Origin of the sequence: Shewanella goraebulensis (genome assembly GCF_030252245.1) — a bacterium.
GTDB lineage: Bacteria > Pseudomonadota > Gammaproteobacteria > Enterobacterales > Shewanellaceae > Shewanella > Shewanella goraebulensis.
The window spans coordinates 4,022,436-4,044,718 of sequence record NZ_CP126972.1 but is presented as its reverse complement, the minus strand read 5'-3'; the positions used below and the strand labels follow the sequence as shown (position 1 = coordinate 4,044,718).

Genomic DNA, 22,283 nt, shown 5'->3' with positions numbered 1-22,283 from the left:
ATTAGGCTCATTAGTCAATTGTGAAAATTAAATTGCTGAACACTTTTTACTTAGGGAAGAGAATCTCTTTTATTCGATTTAAAAATTATTGAGAGGTTATTTAGATGTTTAGTCGTGGCTGATATTAGCTTTGGAAAAAGATAGATAATAAAAAAGCCAAGTCATCGACTTGGCTTTTTTGATTTCACTTAATGTGAAATTAGTCTTCTAAGTTACCGCAAAAACGATAGCCTTCACCGTGAATAGTAGCGATGATTTCAGGCGTATCAGGTAAGCTTTCAAAATGCTTACGTATGCGACGAATCGTTACGTCAACAGTACGGTCATGTGGCTTAAGCTCACGGCCTGTCATCTTCATTAATAGGTCTGCACGAGTTAAGATTTTGCCAGGGTTCTCAACAAAGTGAAGCATCGCACGGAATTCACTGCGTGGAAGCTTGTAAGACTCACCTTGTGGGCTTACTAAAGAACGGCTGTTGATCTCTAAGCTCCAACCGTTAAAACGGTAGAACTCTACAGAGCCTTTTTCTTCAATTTCTGCACCTGCACTATTAACGCGAGTTAATAGGTTGCGAGCACGGATAGTTAATTCACGTGGATTGAATGGCTTGGTGATGTAGTCATCAGCGCCAATTTCAAGACCAAGAATTTTGTCAACTTCGTTATCACGGCCAGTAAGGAAGATAAGGCCGATGTTGTTAATTTCGCGAAGTTCACGAGCTAACAATAAACCGTTTTTACCAGGAAGATTGATATCCATAACTACAAGATTAATCTTATTATCCTGCATGGCTTTGTGCATTTCAGCGCCATCGTTTGCTTCAGTTACTACATACCCTTCTGCTTCAAAAATACTGCGCAGTGTATTACGGGTTACAGCTTCATCTTCAACAATAAGAATGTGTGGGTTTTGCATGTTATTTACCTAAATTAAAAACAATTCGATTCTAGTCATGTTGCACTAGGGCGGTGGCGCTGCTTATTAATGAAAACGCCGATAATTTATATATTTCACGATAGGTGTTTATCTATGTCTGCCCTGAACAAAACACGCTTCATGACTAGCTACATTATATACACTCAGCTTAATACATTATTAAAAGAGACATTCGTGACATAAATGTGATCATAAAAAATCAATATTCCGATTGTATGATGAGAGTTAACTCACTCACAATCAGTCGAAAGATCTATTAAAACAAAGATTCATTACACTATGAGATTAAATTGCTCATAAAAGTTCCTCGGCAATTTAATATTGTTCTATATTTGTATTATCTAAAATGTAGAACAAAATGTTCAAGCTTGAATAATTAATGGCTAAATAGTGTACCGATTAATGTAACAGCTTGTATCACAACTTATAGTTATGTAGCAAAATCTAGCTAGTGGTGATTATTGTACTCGTTTTAGGCATTTGTTAACAAATGAAATGTTAACAAATTTACTCTCCATAATTGTTACAAAAATGGTTTTTTAATTAAGTTGTTGATTATATTAATTAATATAATTATTATTCTTGTGACTTACGTCACATGGGTATTGTCGCCACATAGGGTTTACTACACTTAACTGGGTTCAATAGAGAAAATTAAATGATGGATAATTTAATCGATAGCCTTTGGCATAAGTATCAAGGAACACAATTTCTACTGACACAAGGCCTATCTAATGATATCCCCTTCGCGATTGTCACTGCTCACAACCCTCTAGGAAATGTTCTGACTCCCTGCCAAAACCGCTTATTAGATCGCCGATTACAGCGAAAGATTGAACAATACAACAGCCCTTATCGCTCTTTAATTGGCGCTGCTCCTGATTTATCCCATATGGAAAAAAGTTGGGCTGTGTTTATTGATAAGCAACAAGCGCTGGAGTTAGGTCGAGAATTTAAACAGCATGCCATTTATTATGTTAACCAAGGCTTATTGTCATTGGTGGCATGCGGTGATGCCCCTGATGCAGAAGTAATGATCGGTGATTTTTTTACTCGGTCTCGCGTTGTTAATGAGTTACCTGATTTACATGAATAATTTGCACTATTACTCAATACCTTCGATCTAAAGACTAAAGTGGCAAATGTAACGGTACTCAAGTTGTATTTGTTACCCAGCTGAATTTGGGGATTGAATTGTTGTTCTATAATTCCTATAGGATTAGATAATTTTTAGTCAATTAATCACATAAAAATGCTTCATTGTGAATCGATAGATTATTTCTGATTATGATTTTTTAGGCTTAAACTCGAATCATTATCGGTTAAAATACCCGTTAAACTGTTTTTTATTGCTTTCTTTATCGCTGTATTTAAAGACTTTTAGCTTTTATTTTTAGTAAATATCCACCTTTGCCTTAATAAGTAAATAAGTGTCCTGTTTTCAATATTCTGTTATTTGGTAAATTTAGTACAGATCTGAATTGACTTAGATGTGTGTTTATTGGTATTTTTCGTTTTCTTCCTTAGGGAAGAAACAGAAGAGGAGCGTTAGCTAGGTAGTAAGTTTGAGGAAAACCAATTCCAATGACGACTTATGAGGGAGATTAGCGCCGAGATATTGCAAGTGATTGGTTTCACTTCATATCGGTCGTTTAGGCTGAATCCTAACGATTGTCACCTATTAATTGGTGGAGAGCTTCTGGTGAAAGATTGCTGTTTCCCTTCTTTAAGGATGCGTTATCACTGCACCAGGCTCTTCGAACGAAGTAAGTTCGGAGTGTAATCATGTTTTTAAATCTTGTATTTCTATCTGTATGTTCTAATCCGTTTGCCGTAGAGGTGTTGTCATGAGTTTAGTTGTTGCTAAATTTGGAGGCACATCAGTTGCTGATTATGCTGCAATGAACCGCTGCGCAGATATCATTCTTGCAAACCCGCATACCCGTGTTGTTGTCGTTAGTGCTTCGAGTGGTGTAACTAACCTTTTAGTCGAACTGACTCAAGCAAACGTCAATGATCAGCGCCGCATGACATTGTTGACTCAAATAGCACAAGTGCAATATGGCATTGTAGATAAGTTAGATCGTCCTCAAGATGTTGCGGCTACGATTGATAAACTCTTAAGCCGTATGTCAGCACTCAGCGATGCATTAGTACTTGATAGAAGTAAAGCCATTATTGATGAACTTTTATCTATGGGTGAGCAATGCTCATCGTTATTATTTTCGGCGGTTATTCGTCAAAAAGGCACACCCTCAAGCGCATTTGATGTCAGGCAAGTACTAAGAACTGATAGCCACTTTGGTCGTGCTGAACCGCAAATCGAACAGATTGCTGAATTGGGGGCGGCGTATTTAGCACCGCTTTTAACTGAGCAGGTTATAGTGACTCAAGGTTTTATTGGTGCTGACAGTGAAGGTCGCACGACGACATTAGGTCGTGGTGGTAGTGATTACTCTGCAGCATTATTAGCTGAAGCGTTAAAGGCGGATGCAGTTGAGATTTGGACTGATGTTGCTGGGATTTATACCACAGATCCACGTCTAGCACCGAATGCCCGACCTATTCCAGAAATTAGCTTTAACGAAGCGGCTGAAATGGCTACTTTCGGGGCAAAAGTATTACACCCAGCAACTATTCTTCCGGCTGTTCGTCAAAAAATTCAAGTGTTTGTCGGTTCAAGTAAAGCACCAGAACAGGGCGGAACCTGGATCCGCCATCAAGTTGAAGAAGTGCCCGTGTTTCGAGCAGTAGCGCTAAGACGCGATCAAACACTATTGAATTTACATAGCCTACAAATGTTACATGCTCAGGGCTTTTTAGCTGAAACGTTTGCAACGCTTGCAAAACATAAAATCTCGGTAGACTTGATTACGACCTCAGAAGTGAATGTATCACTGACTTTGGATAAAACAGGTTCTGATTCAAGTGGTCAGGGCTTATTAAGCGAGTCATTGTTGCAAGAGCTGTCACAACATTGCCGTGTTCGAGTCGAAGACAAGTTGGCATTGGTAGCAATTATTGGTAATAAAATAGCGTCAACTGCGGGTATCTGTAGTCGCGTGTTCTCTGTGCTTGAAAACCATAATGTACGGATGATTTGTCAGGGCGCTAGCCCGCATAATTTATGTGTTTTAGTGGCAGAGTCAGAAGCTGCTGATGTGGTGAATTCACTGCATCAGAATTTATTCGAATAATGTAAATCACTATTTATCATGAGTGCCGGTGGCTAATAATATGACTGCAGCAAGTTTCACTTCAAAAGCATTAGTATCAAGTGTGGCGTTAGGTGAGTTGGCAACAGGCCAAACACTAACGGCGCCGATTTATACTTATAAGGGAAGTGATGCAAATGCTGCGTCAGTTTATATTCAAGCCAATGTCCATGGAGCAGAAGTACAGGGCAATGCAGTAATACATCAGTTGATGACAATGCTTGAAGGCTACACTGTGCTTGGTGATATCCATTGTGTCCCATTAGCGAATCCTTTGGGGATAAACCAAAAAAGCGGTGAGTTTACTTTAGGCCGATTTGATCCCATCACCGGGGTTAATTGGAATCGTGAGTATTATGAACATGCCGCCATCGTTGCTGATATCCCTAGCTGGTTTGAAGCAAATAAACAGTTGAATGACGTTGAGTTATTTAGTGCATTTAGACAGTTGCTATTAAGCAGCTGTCAAATTCGGTTGAATAATGGTTGGGGCATAAGCACTGGCCATCGTTTAGCGGTGACTTTGCAGTCGATGGCCCATGATGCCGATATTGTGTTGGATTTACATACAGGCCCAAAATCTGCGAAACATCTCTATTGCCCCGAATATGATATGGGATCAGCAGCGTTATTTTCGATTCCGTTTTCGTTGATTATCCCTAATGAGTTTGGCGGTGCCATGGATGAAGCAGCGTTTTATCCGTGGTGGAAATTGCAGCAACACTGCGCAGCTCAAGGGCGTGAATTTGCGGTACCTGTAGCAGCGTTTACTTTAGAGCTTGCAAGCCAAGAACGAATTGATATGGCTGATGCTAAAGAAGATGCGTTGGGGATTTTGGCCTACTTGAGCCATCGCGGTGTGATAAAAGAGCAGATTAAACCCGCAGAAATGCCTCGTTGGGGCTGTTACCTAGCTAATTATAAGAAATTCCATGCACCTAAAGCTGGCTTAGTTGAGTATTGTGCTGAAGTCGGTAAACCATTAGCTGCAGGTGAGCCTTTAGTTAACTTATTAAGGCTTGATCAATATGGCTCTGAACAAGCGTTATTACCAGTAAGTTTACCTTGTGATTGTGTCCCTATTTTACATTTTGCGTCAGCATCGGTGCATCAAGGCACTGAACTTTATAAAGTTATGACGGACTTATTTGAGCTTTAAAAATCTATTATTACCAATCATAGTTTTTCAAAGCTCAACTGGTCAAAGTTTTAATTTTGATTCTTTAGCTTTTCAAAATCTCGAGCGGCATTGCGAGCATCTCATCACCTGAGCCGGCAAAGTACCAGATTATTGCAATCAAAATTCCCACTGTTAAAAAGTACCAAATGGTTGAGAAGATTTGGCCGTATCTATCTAATGGTAATAAATGACTTTGATGGCGGGTTTTCCACTCGAAGACTATTTCTAAGCTACCAATAAGCAGTAAAAATCCAAGTAGAGCTAATCCTAAGCTATAACTGATAAATACCCCAACCGCCGCACCTGCAATACAGGCGATAAGCCCGACCATGCTGTTCATGGAGAAGGTGATGCTTTTAAGAATATGTCCCCCATCTAAGGGTAAAATAGGCAGTAGATTAAACAGGTTTAATAGGGCATTAAAGCTGGCGAGTCCTGCAAAAAAGATATTGCCTGTTATCCAATATGCCAGCATACAGCCTAAGGACATCAATAAACCGAATGTCGGTCCCATGATGGAAATGACGACATTCTGCCAGCGGGTATTGATTCTTTCGTCGCTGACCGCTAAGCCGCCCATAAAAGGAATAAGGTAAATACCTTTGGTCTTCATACCAAAGTGTTTCATTGCTTTAATGTGGCCGTATTCATGGATAACTAAGCAGGCAATTAAAGCTAGGGCAAATTCAATTGAAAACAGCCACGAATAAGCGGCAACACTCGCAGCAGCTAACATTGCTTTAATGACTTTGGCACTTTTAAGTAGTTTAAAACCTAAAGAAGCAAGACCAATCATACTGAACTTTTGGTTTTTTACCGGAGCCACTTCAGGCACTTGTTGCTCGATATCTTTAGTATTTCGTTGCCCTTCAGCAATGGTTTTGTTATCAACAAGAAGCACATAATTAATTAAAAAAGGTTGCCACTGAACATCGGTTTCAAGGCGAACTTTAATAATAGTTTTGCTGGCTTCAGTGATCACATCATCGGCAGTTGGAGCTTGCATTGAAGCGGGACGAGACAGCTCAAATTCATGAATATTAAAGGCTTGATTATCCACTGAGGCAGATTTTTGCGAAACAATTTGATTGTCCCAGTAAAGCTGTTGCCAACCCGCCATAGAGCCTTCTAATCGTAATCGTTTGCCAAGGCATTCTATATTCAGCAGTTCCATAAATTTAGCTGTTCCATTGTCGTGTTTGATAAAAGTGAAGTTGCTTGTTTTGACTTGCTTGTTTTAGTGACTTACTAAAGATGAATCTATTATTCAAAACGTTAGGCATTTTGCCTGATAGGGGTAGGTGACTCAAGTGAATTTAAATACAGCCCTAACTAAGTCGTCTTCTGTTAATTAGACTCAAGGTATGCGACGGTTTCGATCCCTTGTTTTATATCGCTGAAAACTAACTTAGCGCTACAGCAATGACCATTAAGGACGGCATGTTCACGAACATAATGAATAAAGCTGACTAAATCGATAGGGCGTTGACTAATAATGAGTTGCGGTAAATCAGCTGTTGCTGATGACGGCGTTGAATTAAACTTCTGCAGTGGTTGGATAACAATATCAAATGTCACCCCAGCACTATCTAATAGTTTATCTTGGCTACCATCTATATGGGGTTGTAAACAGCAAAACTCTAACCAGTCTCTGTCGCTGGCTAAGTATATGAGTTCTTCACTGTGTTGCTGTTTTATGATTGCAGGCCAATAAATCGTATACATGAAACCCATCACTATTGGTTTGACTGTCTAAGGGTAATTTATTACAGCTAAAGCTTAGTGACTACCGTAATCAAAACTTATTTCATTGTGGAGGTTTTTGATATGGCACGGACCGTGTTCTCTTTGGGTGCGATTTTGAGCAGGACCAATATGAATTTCGACATTTGCGAAAATATGCTTTTCTGCTTGGATAAAGTTTTTGTTGTAATACCCTTCGGCTTCTTGCTGTAGTTGCTTACATTCGGATTCTGCTTTGGCGCGGTTACTTGCAACCTGTTTTTTTTCATCGAGCATCATTTTAACTTGCTCAATCATGCCGGCATCAGTTTGCCATTCAGTTTTTGGAGGCAGCTTTCTTAATCTAGCTTCAATATCAAGCCCTGCAACCACCAACTGTTTAGCTTTTGCATCACAGCTCTTCACTTCGGCTCTAATTTCTGCTTGATGCATAGCACAAAATAATTCAGTTTTCGTACCTGCTGTAGCGCCAAAAGCTACGGCTTTGATGCCTTTTTGGGCTGTTGCTATACCGCCAACAAGATCGCCCCGTTTAGCATTGGGATCGCTGACGATAATGGCATTGTCTGATTGTGAATGGCTATGTAGCAGTTGCTTAGTAACTAGAATGTCACCGTGAGCCGTTAAATTTGAATACTGGACAAACTGAGCACAAATCTGCCCTTGAGCAGTGATATTATTACTTAGTTCGTTTTCTTTTATTTGTCTTCCAATAATGCCTTTACTGACAATGACATCACCAGCAGCTTCTAGGGTAGCCGATTCAACAAACCCCATAACAGTAATATCACCACTGCTTTTAACCTGCATGCCTTCTTGAACGTCACCCGTTATTAAAATACTTCCTTCAAAATCAACATGGCCATATTTTACATCCACATCTTTGATTTGCAGGACATCATCAACTTGCATACCTTTGCGGTTTTCCACTGGCTGGCCAGCTACATTGGCGATCAATTTATAAGGATCTTCAGCTGAGATTTCAGTCCCCGCTCCTGGCTGCATTGAAAGATCTTTTCCTTCAACTTGTAATATCGCTTCACCATGAACGTTATAACCTGCAGTACCAAGTGTTGCAGGTGTTTTTACCATAAGTACGTCACCAGGTTTTACCATTATCATGGCGCCCAAGTTTCGCATGTCGACTGAGCCATCTTCGCGCTCTTGGGGCTGTAATAATCGCTCGCGCGCAAGAGGGACTTTTCTGTCTAGCGTCGCATTCACACCGTTGACAGCAAGTTTGCCTATCGCAATAGGGCCTTCGCAAGATTCCCCTGGAGGTAAGATAGATAATTGTTGGATTAAAGACTGAATTTTAGGTTTGCTTAAGCCCATTTTTACTTTGTGAGATTTGAGGGCGTTGAGGATCATAGGAAGTGAAGGGTCTTTCCCACCCCAAGCTGCTTCTAATGTCATTGAGGCAGACATTTTATCTTCACTGATTTCAATAGTGACTTTGCCATCAGCACGTTCAGCGATAACAAAATATAATTCATGCTGACCATTATCTTGGCCACTTAGTGCGTTAATTTCTGCTACGGCTTTATGAATGTTGTGCTGCATAGGGCGCAACATGGCAAACTCTGGCTGCGTTAGCAGTTGGTTGACATCGTCTTCTGACACTGGACCATGAGTGTTAGGAATAACACGAAACTCAACCTGAGTTTGGTTTTCATTAAAAACCGCTAAGCTCCAATCCAGCATAAAACCTCTTATTATCAGGCCGTTTTTAAAGACGAGCCACGCGCCTTTATGGCGATTTTTTATTATTAATTAATAAAATGTAGCGGTTTTTTGTGATAAAAACTAGTCAATTATTTGATGATTCCAGACTATTTGACAGATTACGTGATGAAGAACGCTGAGTGTTAATTATTTGTTACTTATGGAAAAAGTATAATTTATATTTATTGTTTTCAGCTGGGACGTTCACTTGCCCAAATTCAGCCGCAATAGTGTCGGCATAAGGTAGGTTTCTATTTGCAACGATTTGCCATACCCCATTGTTAGATAGGCTGTTTGCGCTCGACTTAACGAAGTCTTTAGCAATTTGAGTTGTTGCAGCTAAACCATCATGAAATGGCGGGTTGGAGATAATCCCATCAAATTGACCAGATATTTGTTTAAATCCATCTGAAGCATACACGTTTGCGGTCATATTATTTGCGGTAAGGGTTAGCTCACAGGCTTTTAATGCCATGGCATTAATATCTATGCAATCAATCTTTAGGCTGGTATTCGCTTTAAGCATTGCTGCACTGATGACACCTGCACCACAGCCGAAATCAAGCACTCGACCAGAAAGAACTGGTAAATGTGATAGCAATAGTTCTGTACCTTGATCTAGCCTTTTCTCGCTAAATACCCCAACTAAATTACAAATTGTAATCTCACCTTGTGGTGTAGCAAGTTGGTACTTGCTGACCCAATCGTTAATGTTTAACTGTGGTGCATCTTGAATTAATTCAGCAACAAAGAGTAAGCAATGTCGTGCATTGTCACGCTTTAAGGCCGTGGAGTAGTAATTGGGTAATAGTTTGGCAAGTGACTTAACTCCGCCTTTATTTTCTCCAATCACAATTAAAGTGCCACCAATACTAAGGTGCTTAGCTGCAAGTTGGAAAAGATAAGGCGCGAGTGCTTTGGCTTTCGGGAAGTAAATGACCACAGCATCGAACGTTTGCAGTTTTGCATCAACGGGCAATTCATGACCAAAGTAGCCTTGCAAATTAGGTTTAGTGTGCATTGCTAATAGTTGGTGATGATTAAAGTCTAACGCTAAAGCGGTAACAGAAGAGGCGGCATCTAATAGTTCAACTGCTAATGCATCTGCTTCATGATTTAAAATCAATACATTCTGGTTTTCGATAAATTGAATGTTTCGTAGCAGAACTTGAGAAGTGTTGGTGAGCACAGAATCGACCTTAATATTTTTAACGCAATAGATATCGGCGGATTATAGCAAAGAAGTGGTCAACTGTTCAGTTTGTCGGAGCACAATGATGCAGTATGCTAAAAGAGCAACGCAAACCACATATTGTGATGAGGTTGCTCTTTATATGAAAGCGATTTTGGTGTTTATTTAAGGTAAATAAATTGACTCCGATTAATTGATTGCTTTAGGTAATAAGCTCATCATTTTAGTCGCGATTTCGGTATTGTCTTGATGCCCACTGAATAATAGCGCTCCAGGACCGGATGCAAATACTTGCACATCATCAGCAGTGTGACCTAAAGATGTCCAACCGGTGTTAGTGCGAGTATCAATAATTTGCAGTATTGATTTAAACAGCTGCTGTTGACCTTGCATTCTTGCAGAGTTAAGGCTGGAAATTTCTTCGACTGTAGCTTCGAAGCCAATGAGTTGATTAAAACGTTGTTGCCAGTTATCCACAGCGATTAACTCTTCAGAGATCTTTTGCGGTGAAGCTTTGATATCATGCAGCATTGCAGGGTTCCACTCATATTCACCATCGGCACCGATAGAGAGTCCGCCTGTGTTGTGGTCTGCGGTAACAACCATCAGCGTGTCTTGGCGTTCACGTACAAACTGTTCAACGACTTCAATGGCGTTGGCAAACTCCTCCATTTCACCCATGGCTGTAGCGATATCGTTTGAGTGACCAGCCCAGTCAATTAAGCTGCCTTCAACCATCAAAATAAACCCTTGTTCATTTTGTGATAATAACTCGAGTGATTTCTTAGTTAGGCTACTGAGCTTATAACCTTCTTGGTCATCTAATACCCAAGGAAGTTGCACATCAGCAAATAAGCCCAAAACTTTTGGTTTGGTGATGCTATCGAGTTGTTCAATTTCAGTAATATGCTGATAGCCTTTAGCTTTAAACTCACCTAATAAATCATCAGAAAAGTATTTTCGCCCGCCGCCTAAAATCACATCAGCATCAGACTCTAAATACCCTTCGGCAATCTGTACATAGTTGCGGCGGTGCTCGTTGTGGGCAAGAAAGGCTGCAGGAGTTGCGTGATTAACTTGACTACTAACAGCAACACCAGTTGATAGCCCGACCTTTTTAGCCATTTCCATGATTGTAGTGAGCGGGCGTTTATCTACATCAATTGAAATAGCGCCATTGTATGTTTTAAAACCGGTGGCTAAAGCCGTTGCTGAGGCGGCAGAGTCGGTTACATAGCCACTAACAGATGCAGGAAAAGTACTTGCCATGCCCACTAACAAGCGGTCAAATACGGTTTGTTCTATTTCTTCAGTGTCAGGGTTATTTTTAAAATAGCGATAGGCTGTTGTATAAGCTGGTCCCATACCGTCGCCAATCATGATAATCATATTTTTGGGTTTTGAAGGCGCAGATGAAACAATAGTTTTTTTACCTGTAACATTAGTTATTGGTGCCACAATGTTTGCTGGTAATTTTGCTGGGTCAGTATTTGTTAATTCTGCCGCTTTTGACGTACTAGTGATTGAAGTGTCAGACACACTAGATATTTGAACTTGGATCTGTGAGGCTGTTTGTTCTGCTTGTGATTGAGTCGTTTCAGTTGTTGAAGTATTGGCTAATGGTGCATTAGCAAATGTACTAGTTGAAAAACACAGGAACATCCCGAGTATTAAGCTCAGTGTTGTTTTTATTGGCATTTTTAGTCCTGAAAATACAAAGGGGTTAAAGGCTTAACATGTCTGCCTATCAAGGTAAGATGATAGGCAGAAACGAAGATTAAGCTTGTTTATTAATCCGTACCTCAATGGCATCCATCAGCATGCCGGTAATATCCACATCAAATGCGGCTTCAATTTCTTTTATACACGTAGGGCTAGTGACGTTAATTTCAGTTAGCTTGTCACCGATGACATCTAATCCTACAAAAATCAGTCCACGCTTTTTAAGCTCTGGACCTAAAGTGCGGGCGATATGAAAATCACTTTCAGATAAAGGCTGAGGAACACCGCTACCGCCAGCAGCTAAATTACCGCGGGTTTCGCCTTTCATTGGGATACGCGCCAATGAATAAGGAACAGGTTCACCATCAACGACCAAAATGCGTTTATCGCCTTGCTTGATTGCCGGAATAAAACCTTGAGCCATAGCATAGCGGGTACCGTGCTCGGTTAAGGTTTCTAAAATCACCCCAATATTGGGATCATCTTGTTTTACGCGGAAAATCGATGCACCACCCATACCGTCAAGTGGTTTTAGAATGATATCGCCTTTTTCTGCTAAGAAAGCGCGAATACGCTTTGCGTCACGGGTGACCACGGCTTCAGGCGTGAACTCAGGGAACCAAGCTGTAAATAGCTTTTCATTAGCATCACGTAAGCTTTGCGGCTTATTGACGATTAATACGCCTTCTTCTTCAGCGCGCTCTAGCATGTAAGTGGCGTAAATGAACTCAGTATCAAATGGCGGGTCTTTGCGCATTAAGATGACGTCAAGATCGGCAAGTGGGGTGTCTATGCTTTCACCTAGTTCAAACCATTTGCTGGCATTATCTTCAACAGTTAACGAACGCATGTTTGCCATAGCCTTGCCATTGACCATAGCGAGATCTTGCATTTCCATGTAATACAGTTCGTAGCCGCGTGATTGAGCAGCCATTAACATTGCAAAACTAGAGTCTTTCTTAATGTTAATTTCGCTGATTGGGTCCATTACTATGCCGAGCTTTATCATACCTTTATCCTTATTTTCTCAATGCTTATATCATTGATTAACCGATATCACCGAATCGTAATTGCAAAGCGGTAATCGCGGTTAGTGAAGCTGTTTCTGTACGCAATACTCGTGGACCAAGTAATACGTCGGTAAAGAGGTGCGTTTCTGTCATCGCTATCTCTTCTTCTGATAGACCGCCTTCAGGGCCAATTAATAACCGTACTTTGGTATTTTCTAATGCTAAACCATTAATGCCGTGCGCAGCGCGAGGGTGTAGGTTTAACTTTAATGCATCTGTTTGTTCAGCGCACCATTGGCTTAAAGTCATTGCAGGTCTAACTGTTGGCACAAAACTGCGACCTGATTGCTCACAGGCACTGATAACAATTTTTTGCCATTGGTTAATTTTCTTCTCTAAACGTTCGCCATTAAGTTTGACACCACAGCGATCAGAAAATAGCGGTGTAATAGTGGTAACACCTAATTCAACCGATTTTTGAATGGTGAAGTCCATTCTGTCACCGCGAGAAATAACTTGTCCTAGATGCAAGTCGAGTGGCGACTCTGAGTTATTTTCTGTTTTGTTGATAATTTCAACGGTGACATTTTTTTTATTGGCACTTATGATCGTTGCAAGGTAATCAAAGCCATCACCACTAAACAGGCTGATGTTTTCACCTTCGCTCATACGTAAAACGCGGCCAATATGAGCAGCGCCATCTTCATCTAATTTTACTTGCTGATTCACAGTAAGCTCATTGATAGGTTGGTAAATTCTTGGGACGCGCATAGTAAATCCTTAATCAATGAGGCCGAGATTCTGACATTGTTTTAAGACAAAATTATTATGATTGCCTTGGTTTTTTGCAATTAGTTCATTTCGTAAACATTCTACGCTATCAACTGGATAAGTTTTGTTCCATGCTTCGAATAATCGTCTCTGGCTTGAAGAGATAGATAACCCATAAGTTTGTTGCATGTAAAAGTATGTACGAGAAATTGCGCCGCGGCTTTGTTTAGGAGGCTGCGCTTTTCGACCTTTAAAGTCGACTACCATAGCACATTGGCCATATTGAGTAGCTTGTCCATTCCATTCACTGAAACGATAGTTACTTCTATCACCGTTTACTTCACCTACTGCTGGTGTGAGGTTGTGTAAGTCAGATTCCATTTTTTTAAATTCAGGGCTATTTCTACCACAATTTTTACGACCACCGTCTTGCCAACATTGTAGTTGATGACCGAACTCCCAAGCGGGTACCACATGTTCCCATTCAATTCTGTTGGCGCGTGGAATTTGTTTTCTAACTTGGTAACCACAGCTTTCTAAATCAGGTTTCCATTGTTTACCAATGACATTAATATCACAACCACAATAGAAACTGCTCATAGGTAATGACTTACTATATATTTTCTGCGCGATTTTTTTAGCACTTCTAAAGCTGGTTGGGTGCTTTGCTGCTTCTACGCTATAACTGGATATAATGGCGATAATAGCGATGACTAATACAGCGATAATTTGGTAACTTTTTCTTACGTGTTGATACGACAAAATAAACCCTAACTTCATTCAATACGGCACAGGGGATACGGGTTAGTATCACCTGATATTTGTGAAGGATGGTAAGGGATTGAAACTGCGGATGCAATGGGGTTTAACAATCGAATATGCTATTTATTATGCTTTCAATTAACTTGTAATGTATTAAATAAACCTTTGTACGTTTTTATCATATATTTTAGCTATTTAGATACTGATGAGAGCACTTGTGCGCAGTTTTTACAGCGGTACTGAGTTTGATTACGAACGACTTTATTGTGGCGTCGAATGGATAGCATCACTGGGCCGCAAGCACAGAAATACTCAAATTGCTTTCCTGCAACCGATTGAGTATTCAGTTGGTGAGTCGTATCTGCTGGAACGTTGAAAACATGATGCATAATGCGCTGCCATTCAAGTCCATGAGGTTTTACTCGGCCATATAATTGAAAACTCAATAAATGGCTGATTTCGTGGGGCACGACTTGTTCAATAAATTCGGCGCTGTTCTCTTCCAATAATACAGGATTAAAACGTAACTTATTCATTTGTAAATGAGCTGTTCCTGCACTTTTTCCTCTTAACGTAAATTGCACAACGGGTCTTGGAAATTGGCGCTTTAAAATGGCTTCTGCTTGCTGATAATCGGTTTCTATTTTTTGAAGTACTTGCTGTTGTGCTTCAGTTTTAGCAAGGCAGCTTGGAGCGGAAATGAGTGATTTGGGTGAACGTACACCTGTCGTCTTAGTAGTTTTGGTTTGTGTATTTCGACTAAATAGTGATTTAAACATAAGAGGTGATTGTTAAGGCTTAAAATGATTGGAATGAGTGTTTGGCTATGAGAATCACATCATATCATGGGTTAAAAAACGCATTTGAGTATATCGTGTTGAACTGGTTTGCCGCAATCTTGAACAACAGCTATACGGCAAACCTTTTACTGGTAAAACTTATCTTTGCGCTGCAGCAAGTTTCACCATCTCGACAATTTGTTGCACGATAGCCCATTCAGTATCAGCGTTATAGCCAGTGACTTTTGGGGTATGGATGTGCCCAACTGGGATATCACGTTTAAACTGCTCTTTCAGTAATATGCTGCGATAGGAAATTTCATTAGATAAATACCCACCACCTGAACCTTCAACTGAGGTTTCATTAACTAACTCATAAAGCGATTTAGCGTCAAACTGGCCACGACTAACGGTAGTGACTTGGTGGTTATCATTGACCTGCCATTGACCTTCAGTTTGTTGCATTGCTTTGACAGGGAGTGAGAACTCAACAAACTCTGGCCCATTTAAGGTGCCGCCATTAAATAACGGTGCTTTAGGTGTAGTTTTGTTTGCACCAGTATAAACGTTTAAGTTATCTGGCGCTGCAGCGCTTCGTCCACGAGCAGGGAATCGTTCAATATCAAAATCATCACGGCCCATGCTGACTGTGAAAATCATATCAATACTGTTATCTCGATACATAGGCGTGAGCAGTGATTCGATAATGCCATTATCGAAGTCTGCAAATCGGACTGGAATCATCACGGTTTCAATTTGCGCTTGCTTACCGTCAACATCGAAGGTCATTCCGTCGAGAGCTAATGCTGTCAATCCTGATGGATTACTTTGGGTAATATCTTTATCTAAAAAGAATGGGTCAAAACCTGTTAGTAAAATTTTGATGCGAGTTTCAGGCATAAAATGAATATCGCTTAAACCACGAGAAGATTTTTCGAATGCTTTAACAAGAATGTCTCGTTGCCAAGGTACGATATTATATCCGGCATCAGCGGTTTTTAAGGTTTTTCGCATGGCTAAACGGCTCCAATACAGAGCGCGATCATCATAGTTACCCGCTTTGACATCTGCAACAGCTTGCTGCCACAGTTTGGTGCCTTGAGATGCTACCATTTGAGTAATGGCAAGCTCGTCTGTGGAAGCAATAAGTTGGTTGTCTAGCTGAGTATTGAGGTTATCAAAACGGTTGGCTACATCAGCCATGACATCCATCACTTGCGGTAGGCGGAGTTCTTCTACGTCTAGTTTGCTTGAGTCTTGTGCATAAGCAGAGTGGCTACATAGAAGTACTGCAGCAAACAAAGTGCCGGTGATTAGGGGCTTGAACATGGCTATTCCTTTAGGATGTCTTTTCGTTGTTATGGTTAATTTACCACGGCTTTGATACTAATTCATTATTGATTGCAAAGACTCTTGGCTACTGTATCGTTTGGCAAAAAAGTCTAGAAAAGCGCTGATATTATTGGCTAATTGCTTACGGCTAGAATACACACCATAAACTTTAAATGATTCCATTGGCCACTCTTGTAAAATCGGGACTAAGCTTCCCGCAGCAAGCTCTTGCTTACAGCTGTTATTGGATAGCATAGCAATACCAAAATCATCTTGCGCTAACCGCTTAACCATACTGGCACTATTGACCCTGACTTTACGCTTAAAGCTGGCCATGGTTTTTCGACTTCCTTTACCTACAGGCCAAATTGGCGCGGATAAGCTGGTGCCTAATAATATACCACTGTGCTGGGCTAACTCTTGTGGCGTCGCAGGTGTGCCTGATTTTTTGAGATATCCAGGACTTGCGACTAAAATAGGTTGGCGTTCAAATAGCAGTTTTGCGACTAAATCAGAAGATTCTAACGGACCATATTTAATAGCAATATCGTAGCCTTCGCCTACTAAGCCAACATTGCTGTCGGTAAATTGAACATCCAGTTCGATATTAGGATAAAGGCGCATAAAGCTACTACATAAGTTAGCAATCACTTCTTGGGAGAATGAGACTGGTATGGCCACTCGCAATGAACCTGAAATATCACTGTGGGTATTTTCAATAATGGCTTTTGCCGCATCGATTTCTTGACTGATAGAATCACAATGCTGAAAGAATAACGAACCAACTTGAGTGAGACTTAAATTACGGGTGTCACGTTGCAGTAACCTCACGCCTAGCTGCTCTTCTAGCTGAGCAACCTTGCGACTAATGGTTGATTTTGGTTGTCCGATGTCTCGGGCCGCTTGTGAAAAACCTTTTGCTCTAACTACTGCTGCAAACAGCATCATACCGTTTAAATCAGGCACCTTAGCCTCACTGTCTCAAAAATGGAACAAAGCGTCTCCGATAGTTTAATGGTAATTTGACAGGGAACAAAGTTATATTTACCGTCTAAAAATTTTAGAGGCTATATAAGCAGAGGATCTTTTGATGACTAGCAAAAAGCAGCCCGTAAACAAGACAACAGCTCAAGCGGCTGATCCGCTATTTTTACAAGCGGAACATTTAGCTAAAGATTTTTCATTATTTCCTGCTCATAGCAAGCAATCTTTGGCCGAAGAAATCAAAGGATTGTTGTCTGAAGATGCAATCCAATCAAACTTAAAAGAGTTAGCGACACTCGATGTCGATACTTACGTAACGAAAGTTATTCAACCGACTCAAGATAAAAACCGCCCAAGTGCAAAACGTGTTATTGCTGATTTAAAAGGTAAGTTAATTGCCGAAAATCATCTTGGCTCGTTTTACAGTGCAGAAATCGAGTTAAACTTTGGTTCTCGTACTCGCCGTGTTGGTTTTATTGCCCAAGAAAGAACAACTGGCAATGGCGCTTGGATGCCTGAGCATCACCTAGCTGCATGTAAAGCGATTCGTCATTTTTCAGAACTATCAATGCCAATCGTTTACTTAATTGATACTCCTGGTGCCGATGCGGGTGAAGTCGCTAACAGCCAAAACCAAGCTCACACGATTTCTAAAGCGATTGCTGAAAGTGCCAACGTTGACGTACCAACTGTCGGTATCGTTATTGGTGCAGGTTACTCTGGCGGAGCGATTCCATTAGCTGCGGCCAACATCTTATTGTCACTGCGTGATGGTATTTTCAATACGATTCAGCCACAAGGTCTCCAATCTATTGCGCGTAAATACAACTTATCTTGGCAGGAATGTGCTAAATCAGTGGGTGTTTCCCCTGAAGAGCTACTGACTGCAGGTTGTATCGACGGTATTGTTGATTTCTCTCCATATGATAAAGATGAGCGCCAACATAATTTACGCCGCGCAATTATCAGCAGTATCGAAGCAGTAGAAACTGCAGCGATTAACTTTGTTCGTGATTCTGCTGATTTACGTGAGCATTACGACCGCAGTCTGACACGCTACTTAGATCCTTCTAAGAACCTCGTTGCACTAGAAAATAACCAAGGTTTAGCTGTGGCTAGCAGCCCAACCATGCACCACAACTTATTTGGTAGTGCATACCGTTATTTACGTTACCTAACGCTGCGTAGTCGTATTCATTCAATTTCGGTTGAGCAGTACGGTCGTTTATCTAAAGTGAGTGTGCCAGAAGGTGACTTACTTGAACGTATCCAACAAGAGCAAGACAGTGTCTTTCAAGCTTGGTTATCAACACCTGACAAGCTTGTTTATGACGAAGAGCTGAATAAGCTTTGGGGTACGTTTGATAGCAAGCGTAATGAGATCTCAACTGAACGTAACGTGATCACACGTTTCATCCTAGGTGAGCCAAAAGAGAACTATAAAAAAGCCCGTAAGGCGTTATTGTTCAATATTGGTTGGTCTTTATACCACCGCTGGAAGAGTAATGCGGCCAACAACTTCAAAGGCTTAATTAAGCATCTTGAATCATTGCCAGCATCAAAAACTCAAGCGCCTTGGCCTGAATTAAACCAATTAACTGTTCTTGATATTGTGGTTAATGACGAGCTACGTGAAGATTTTATTTGGCAATGTCATAACGTCCTTATCTTTAATGCGTTATACGACAATGTTGTGCAGAACTTAGCATCGATTTCGAAAGAAGCGATGATGTCTAAGAGCCTTTCACGTGAATCTGTAGACAAGTTACTTCATACATCTATCGATATCGCGATTTCAAAAAATGATGATGCGAACGATAAGAACAAGTTCTACAAGTGGCTTAAATTCTTCATGGATCAATCTAACCGTGCAGAATTGCTAACGCGTGTTGAGCAATGGAAGAGTGTCGGTAACCCGCAATTAAATGACAGTTTATTCGTTATTTTGACCTACTTCTTTGAGCGTTTACTGCCTGAATACTTCGACAGTGAAGAGGACCAAAGCAAATACACTGGTGCAATTAACCCTGTACGTATTGGTCGTCGTAAAGATTTCTGGAACCGTCTAACCATGGGTTACCAAGATCTACTTATCCAAAAAGTACTTCGCGATGAAAAACGCCAAGGAAAAATGGGTTGGGAGAATGTCATTGGTAAGTTCTTCAGCGAATTTGAAGAGTTAAATGGCGACAAAATGTCAGCTAACTTACTTAACTTCCCTGGTTTCCGTTTATCAATTGAAGATGCATTAGATAAAGGTATTCGCCCTTGTGGTTTGATTACTGGTGTTGCTGACTTTGAACATGGTGACAGTAAGCATCGTGTTGGTGTTGCTGTGTCTAACATCGCTTTCCAAGCGGGTGCGTTCGATATGGCAAGTGCTGAGAAATTCAGTGCGCTATTGATTGAATGTGCTAAACGTAAATTACCAGTGGTGTGTTTCATCAGTTCTGGTGGTATGCAAACCAAAGAAGGTGCTGCGGCACTATTCTCAATGGCGGTAGTGAACGACCGTATCACGCGTTTTGTCCGTGATAACGAATTACCAGTATTGATGTTTGGTTTTGGTGATTGTACCGGTGGCGCACAAGCAAGTTTCGTGACCCATCCGTTAGTGCAAACTTATTACCTATCGGGTACTAACATGCCGTTTGCAGGTCAAATGGTTGTTCCTGCGTACTTACCATCAACAGCGACCTTATCGAACTACTTGTCGAAAGTTCCTGGTGCAATGACAGGCTTAGTACACAACCCGTTCAGCGATACCTTAGATAGTCATTTATCAAGTATTGATCCATTGATGCCGCTACCAACGCTGCACGCAAATGAGATTATTGCTAAAGCATTATCAAGCTTAGTGCCTGAAGTTAAAGCCATTGAAGAGAAGATTGTTCAAGACGATCCTCGTGAGTTAATGAAGCCTATCGATAAAGTTTTAGTACATGCTCGAGGCTGTACAGCGGTTAAATTGATCCGTAAAGCACACGATAACAACATTAACGTTGTACTTGTGGCATCTGATCCTGATATGACTTCAGTCCCAGCTGACATGCTTAAGGTGAACGATAAGCTGGTTTGTATTGGTGGTAATACATCTGACGAAAGTTACTTGAATGCATATTCTGTACTAAAAGTTGCTGACTACGAAAATGTTGATGCACTTCACCCAGGTATTGGTTTCTTATCAGAAAGCCCGCAGTTTGCTGCTTTATGTGTGAACAATGGCGTTAACTTTGTTGGCCCAAGCGTACACTCAATGACAACTATGGGTAACAAGTCGAACGCTATTAAGACTTCACAAGACCAAAACGTACCTGTAGTACCTGGTTCGCATGGTATTTTGACTAATGCTGAACAAGCGGTGAATGTTGCACTTGAAATTGGCTACCCAGTATTGCTTAAAGCGGTACAAGGCGGTGGTGGTAAAGGTATTCAAGTTGTAACTAAACCTGAAGATATGATTGGTTTATTCCAAAAAACATCTACTGAAGCTGCAGCAGCATTCGGTAACGGCGATTTGTACTTAGAGAAGTATGTAACGTCTCTACGCCACATCGAAGTACAGTTATTACGTGATAAATTTGGTAACACCAAAGTATTGGGTATTCGTGATTGTTCAGTGCAACGTAACAACCAGAAAGTGATTGAAGAATCTGGTTCGACAATGTTGCCAGAAGAGCTTAAGCAACGCGTTCTTGAATACACTCGAGACTTAGGTGATGCGACTGATTACATGGGCGCTGGTACCGTTGAGTTTATTTACAACCTTGATGCTAACGAAGTGTACTTCATGGAAATGAACACACGTCTTCAAGTAGAGCATCCTGTTACTGAAGCAACCTCGGGTATTGATATTGTTAGTGCGCAGTTTGATATTGCTGCGGGCCGCTCAATTGAAGATTTAGAGCCTGTTGATCAAGGTTACGCTATGGAAGTTCGTGTGACTGCTGAAAAAGCTGCGCTTGATAGCGATGGTATTCTTCAGTTATTACCAAACCCTGGCATGATCACTGAGTGCATCATGCCAGAAGGTGAAGGTATTGAAATCATCTCTATTGCTGAAACTGGTAAAGAAGTATCGCCATACTACGATAGCTTGATTGCACAAATTATTATTCGCGGTGAGTCACGTGAAGATGTCGTCACTAAGATGTCAGCTTACCTTGATAGTGTAGTGATTAAAGGTATCGCAACAAACATTCCATTATTGAAGCTTATCCTTAAGGATGCGACGTTCAATGAAGGGGTTTACGATACTAATTACTTACCACGCTTAATGGCAGAGCTAGACGTGCCTGCATTGGTTGCTGAAATGGAAGCGGCTGCTGAAACAGTAGGTTTAGATACTGAGTCACTGCGTGTTGCTGAAAGTAATGAGCTTAAAGTATTGGCACAAGGTGCAGGTATCTTCTATACGTCACCAGCGCCAGGTGAGCCTGACTTCGTTAAAGAAGGTGACATTGTTACTGTGGATCAGAATTTGGCGCTTACAGAAGCGATGAAGATGTTCTCGCAAGTGACTCTAGCTGGGTTTAACCGTCAAAACGCTGTGCTTTATCCTGAAAATCAGAAATACCGTATTGAACGTATTCTAAACGGTAATGGCCAACAGGTTTCTCAAGGCGATTTACTGTTTGTTATTTTACCTATCGATGGTGAGTAACAATCAATTAGCGTGATTGTAAAGCTATTACGCTAACTAAATTGCTTGAATAAATCCTCAGTTGAAAAACTGGGGATTTTTTATCGCTATGCAAGATTGAACTCGACACAAATTAACGTAATTAAGATTGAATTAATTGATACAAATTCGCTTTTTTGTTGCCGATTGCAGAAAAAATGTCTTACTCAACCTAGTCGCCATAAAAAATACCCGATTTGGGTCTGAAAAATTAAGTTGTTTGAAAAATAAACAATAACTTTTATTTTAT

At 40.7% G+C, this 22,283-nt stretch carries 16 protein-coding genes and 1 riboswitch; of the genes, 4 read left to right on the top strand and 12 right to left on the bottom strand.

The window, feature by feature from the left end:
• Positions 1 to 199 precede the first annotated feature (199 nt).
• Positions 200 to 916, bottom strand: coding sequence for a two-component system response regulator ArcA (gene arcA, locus QPX86_RS17075; RefSeq protein WP_102526580.1), 717 nt, complete (start codon positions 914 to 916; stop codon positions 200 to 202).
• 682 nt (positions 917 to 1,598) lie between these two features.
• On the opposite strand from arcA, the gene QPX86_RS17070 reads away from it, so the two are divergent.
• The 3 genes from QPX86_RS17070 (at position 1,599) to QPX86_RS17060 (ending at position 5,311) form a co-directional block, all read left to right on the top strand.
• Entirely contained in the window at positions 1,599 to 2,033 is a 435-nt protein-coding gene (locus tag QPX86_RS17070) for a DUF3293 domain-containing protein (protein ID WP_285165191.1), read from the top strand.
• Positions 2,034 to 2,467: 434 nt separating this feature from the next.
• Positions 2,468 to 2,644: riboswitch (Lysine riboswitch) on the top strand.
• A gap of 140 nt (positions 2,645 to 2,784) precedes the next feature.
• Positions 2,785 to 4,134 carry a lysine-sensitive aspartokinase 3 gene (lysC, locus tag QPX86_RS17065; protein ID WP_220753878.1) on the top strand — a complete coding sequence of 450 codons (1,350 nt, stop codon included), beginning with the start codon at positions 2,785 to 2,787 and terminating at the stop codon, positions 4,132 to 4,134.
• A 40-nt stretch (positions 4,135 to 4,174) separates the two neighbouring features.
• Positions 4,175 to 5,311, top strand: a complete 1,137-nt coding sequence (locus QPX86_RS17060) for a succinylglutamate desuccinylase/aspartoacylase family protein (protein WP_285163296.1) — start codon at positions 4,175 to 4,177, stop codon at positions 5,309 to 5,311.
• 64 nt (positions 5,312 to 5,375) lie between these two features.
• Here QPX86_RS17060 and QPX86_RS17055 read toward each other — a convergent pair whose 3' ends face one another.
• The 11 genes from QPX86_RS17055 to QPX86_RS17005 form a co-directional block, all read right to left on the bottom strand.
• Positions 5,376 to 6,506, bottom strand: coding sequence for a site-2 protease family protein (locus tag QPX86_RS17055; RefSeq protein WP_220753880.1), 1,131 nt, complete (start codon positions 6,504 to 6,506; stop codon positions 5,376 to 5,378).
• Positions 6,507 to 6,679: 173 nt separating this feature from the next.
• Positions 6,680 to 7,057, bottom strand: a complete 378-nt coding sequence (locus tag QPX86_RS17050; protein WP_285163295.1) for a DUF4144 family protein — start codon at positions 7,055 to 7,057, stop codon at positions 6,680 to 6,682.
• A 54-nt stretch (positions 7,058 to 7,111) separates the two neighbouring features.
• Positions 7,112 to 8,779, bottom strand: coding sequence for a DUF342 domain-containing protein (locus QPX86_RS17045; protein WP_285163294.1), 1,668 nt, complete (start codon positions 8,777 to 8,779; stop codon positions 7,112 to 7,114).
• A gap of 175 nt (positions 8,780 to 8,954) precedes the next feature.
• Positions 8,955 to 9,989 (bottom strand): methyltransferase, encoded by a 1,035-nt coding sequence (locus tag QPX86_RS17040; RefSeq protein ID WP_285163293.1) that lies wholly within the window; start codon positions 9,987 to 9,989, stop codon positions 8,955 to 8,957.
• 192 nt (positions 9,990 to 10,181) lie between these two features.
• Entirely contained in the window at positions 10,182 to 11,690 is a 1,509-nt protein-coding gene (locus tag QPX86_RS17035; RefSeq protein ID WP_285163292.1) for an alkaline phosphatase, read from the bottom strand.
• Positions 11,691 to 11,769: 79 nt separating this feature from the next.
• Positions 11,770 to 12,723 carry a glutathione synthase gene (gene gshB / locus QPX86_RS17030; RefSeq protein WP_285163291.1) on the bottom strand — a complete coding sequence of 318 codons (954 nt, stop codon included), beginning with the start codon at positions 12,721 to 12,723 and terminating at the stop codon, positions 11,770 to 11,772.
• A 37-nt stretch (positions 12,724 to 12,760) separates the two neighbouring features.
• A complete protein-coding gene (gene rsmE / locus QPX86_RS17025) occupies positions 12,761 to 13,495 on the bottom strand; it encodes a 16S rRNA (uracil(1498)-N(3))-methyltransferase (RefSeq protein ID WP_285163290.1) in 735 nt (244 codons plus the stop codon).
• A gap of 9 nt (positions 13,496 to 13,504) precedes the next feature.
• Positions 13,505 to 14,257, bottom strand: a complete 753-nt coding sequence (locus QPX86_RS17020; RefSeq protein WP_374758494.1) for an endonuclease — start codon at positions 14,255 to 14,257, stop codon at positions 13,505 to 13,507.
• Positions 14,258 to 14,448: 191 nt separating this feature from the next.
• Positions 14,449 to 15,036: a SprT family zinc-dependent metalloprotease gene (locus tag QPX86_RS17015; protein WP_220753887.1), complete on the bottom strand. Its 588-nt coding sequence runs from the start codon at positions 15,034 to 15,036 to the stop codon at positions 14,449 to 14,451.
• Between the two features lie 159 nt (positions 15,037 to 15,195).
• Positions 15,196 to 16,365: a pyroglutamyl-peptidase I family protein gene (locus QPX86_RS17010; RefSeq protein WP_220753888.1), complete on the bottom strand. Its 1,170-nt coding sequence runs from the start codon at positions 16,363 to 16,365 to the stop codon at positions 15,196 to 15,198.
• Positions 16,366 to 16,422: 57 nt separating this feature from the next.
• Positions 16,423 to 17,334 (bottom strand): LysR family transcriptional regulator, encoded by a 912-nt coding sequence (locus QPX86_RS17005; RefSeq protein WP_220753889.1) that lies wholly within the window; start codon positions 17,332 to 17,334, stop codon positions 16,423 to 16,425.
• A 124-nt stretch (positions 17,335 to 17,458) separates the two neighbouring features.
• Between QPX86_RS17005 and QPX86_RS17000 the strand changes: the two genes are divergently transcribed.
• Positions 17,459 to 22,015, top strand: a complete 4,557-nt coding sequence (locus QPX86_RS17000) for an ATP-binding protein (RefSeq protein ID WP_285163289.1) — start codon at positions 17,459 to 17,461, stop codon at positions 22,013 to 22,015.
• The last annotated feature ends 268 nt before the right edge of the window (positions 22,016 to 22,283 follow it).

Coding starts and splice junctions, on each gene's coding strand:
- rsmE (WP_285163290.1), bottom strand. CDS start 13,495: ATGCGCGTCCCAAGAATTTACCAACCTATCAATGAGCTTACTGTGAAT.
- arcA (WP_102526580.1), bottom strand. CDS start 916: ATGCAAAACCCACACATTCTTATTGTTGAAGATGAAGCTGTAACCCGT.
- lysC (WP_220753878.1), top strand. CDS start 2,785: ATGAGTTTAGTTGTTGCTAAATTTGGAGGCACATCAGTTGCTGATTAT.
- QPX86_RS17000 (WP_285163289.1), top strand. CDS start 17,459: ATGACTAGCAAAAAGCAGCCCGTAAACAAGACAACAGCTCAAGCGGCT.
- QPX86_RS17045 (WP_285163294.1), bottom strand. CDS start 8,779: ATGCTGGATTGGAGCTTAGCGGTTTTTAATGAAAACCAAACTCAGGTT.
- QPX86_RS17010 (WP_220753888.1), bottom strand. CDS start 16,365: ATGTTCAAGCCCCTAATCACCGGCACTTTGTTTGCTGCAGTACTTCTA.
- QPX86_RS17055 (WP_220753880.1), bottom strand. CDS start 6,506: ATGGAACTGCTGAATATAGAATGCCTTGGCAAACGATTACGATTAGAA.
- QPX86_RS17070 (WP_285165191.1), top strand. CDS start 1,599: ATGGATAATTTAATCGATAGCCTTTGGCATAAGTATCAAGGAACACAA.
- QPX86_RS17035 (WP_285163292.1), bottom strand. CDS start 11,690: ATGCCAATAAAAACAACACTGAGCTTAATACTCGGGATGTTCCTGTGT.
- QPX86_RS17015 (WP_220753887.1), bottom strand. CDS start 15,036: ATGTTTAAATCACTATTTAGTCGAAATACACAAACCAAAACTACTAAG.
- QPX86_RS17060 (WP_285163296.1), top strand. CDS start 4,175: ATGACTGCAGCAAGTTTCACTTCAAAAGCATTAGTATCAAGTGTGGCG.
- gshB (WP_285163291.1), bottom strand. CDS start 12,723: ATGATAAAGCTCGGCATAGTAATGGACCCAATCAGCGAAATTAACATT.
- QPX86_RS17050 (WP_285163295.1), bottom strand. CDS start 7,057: ATGTATACGATTTATTGGCCTGCAATCATAAAACAGCAACACAGTGAA.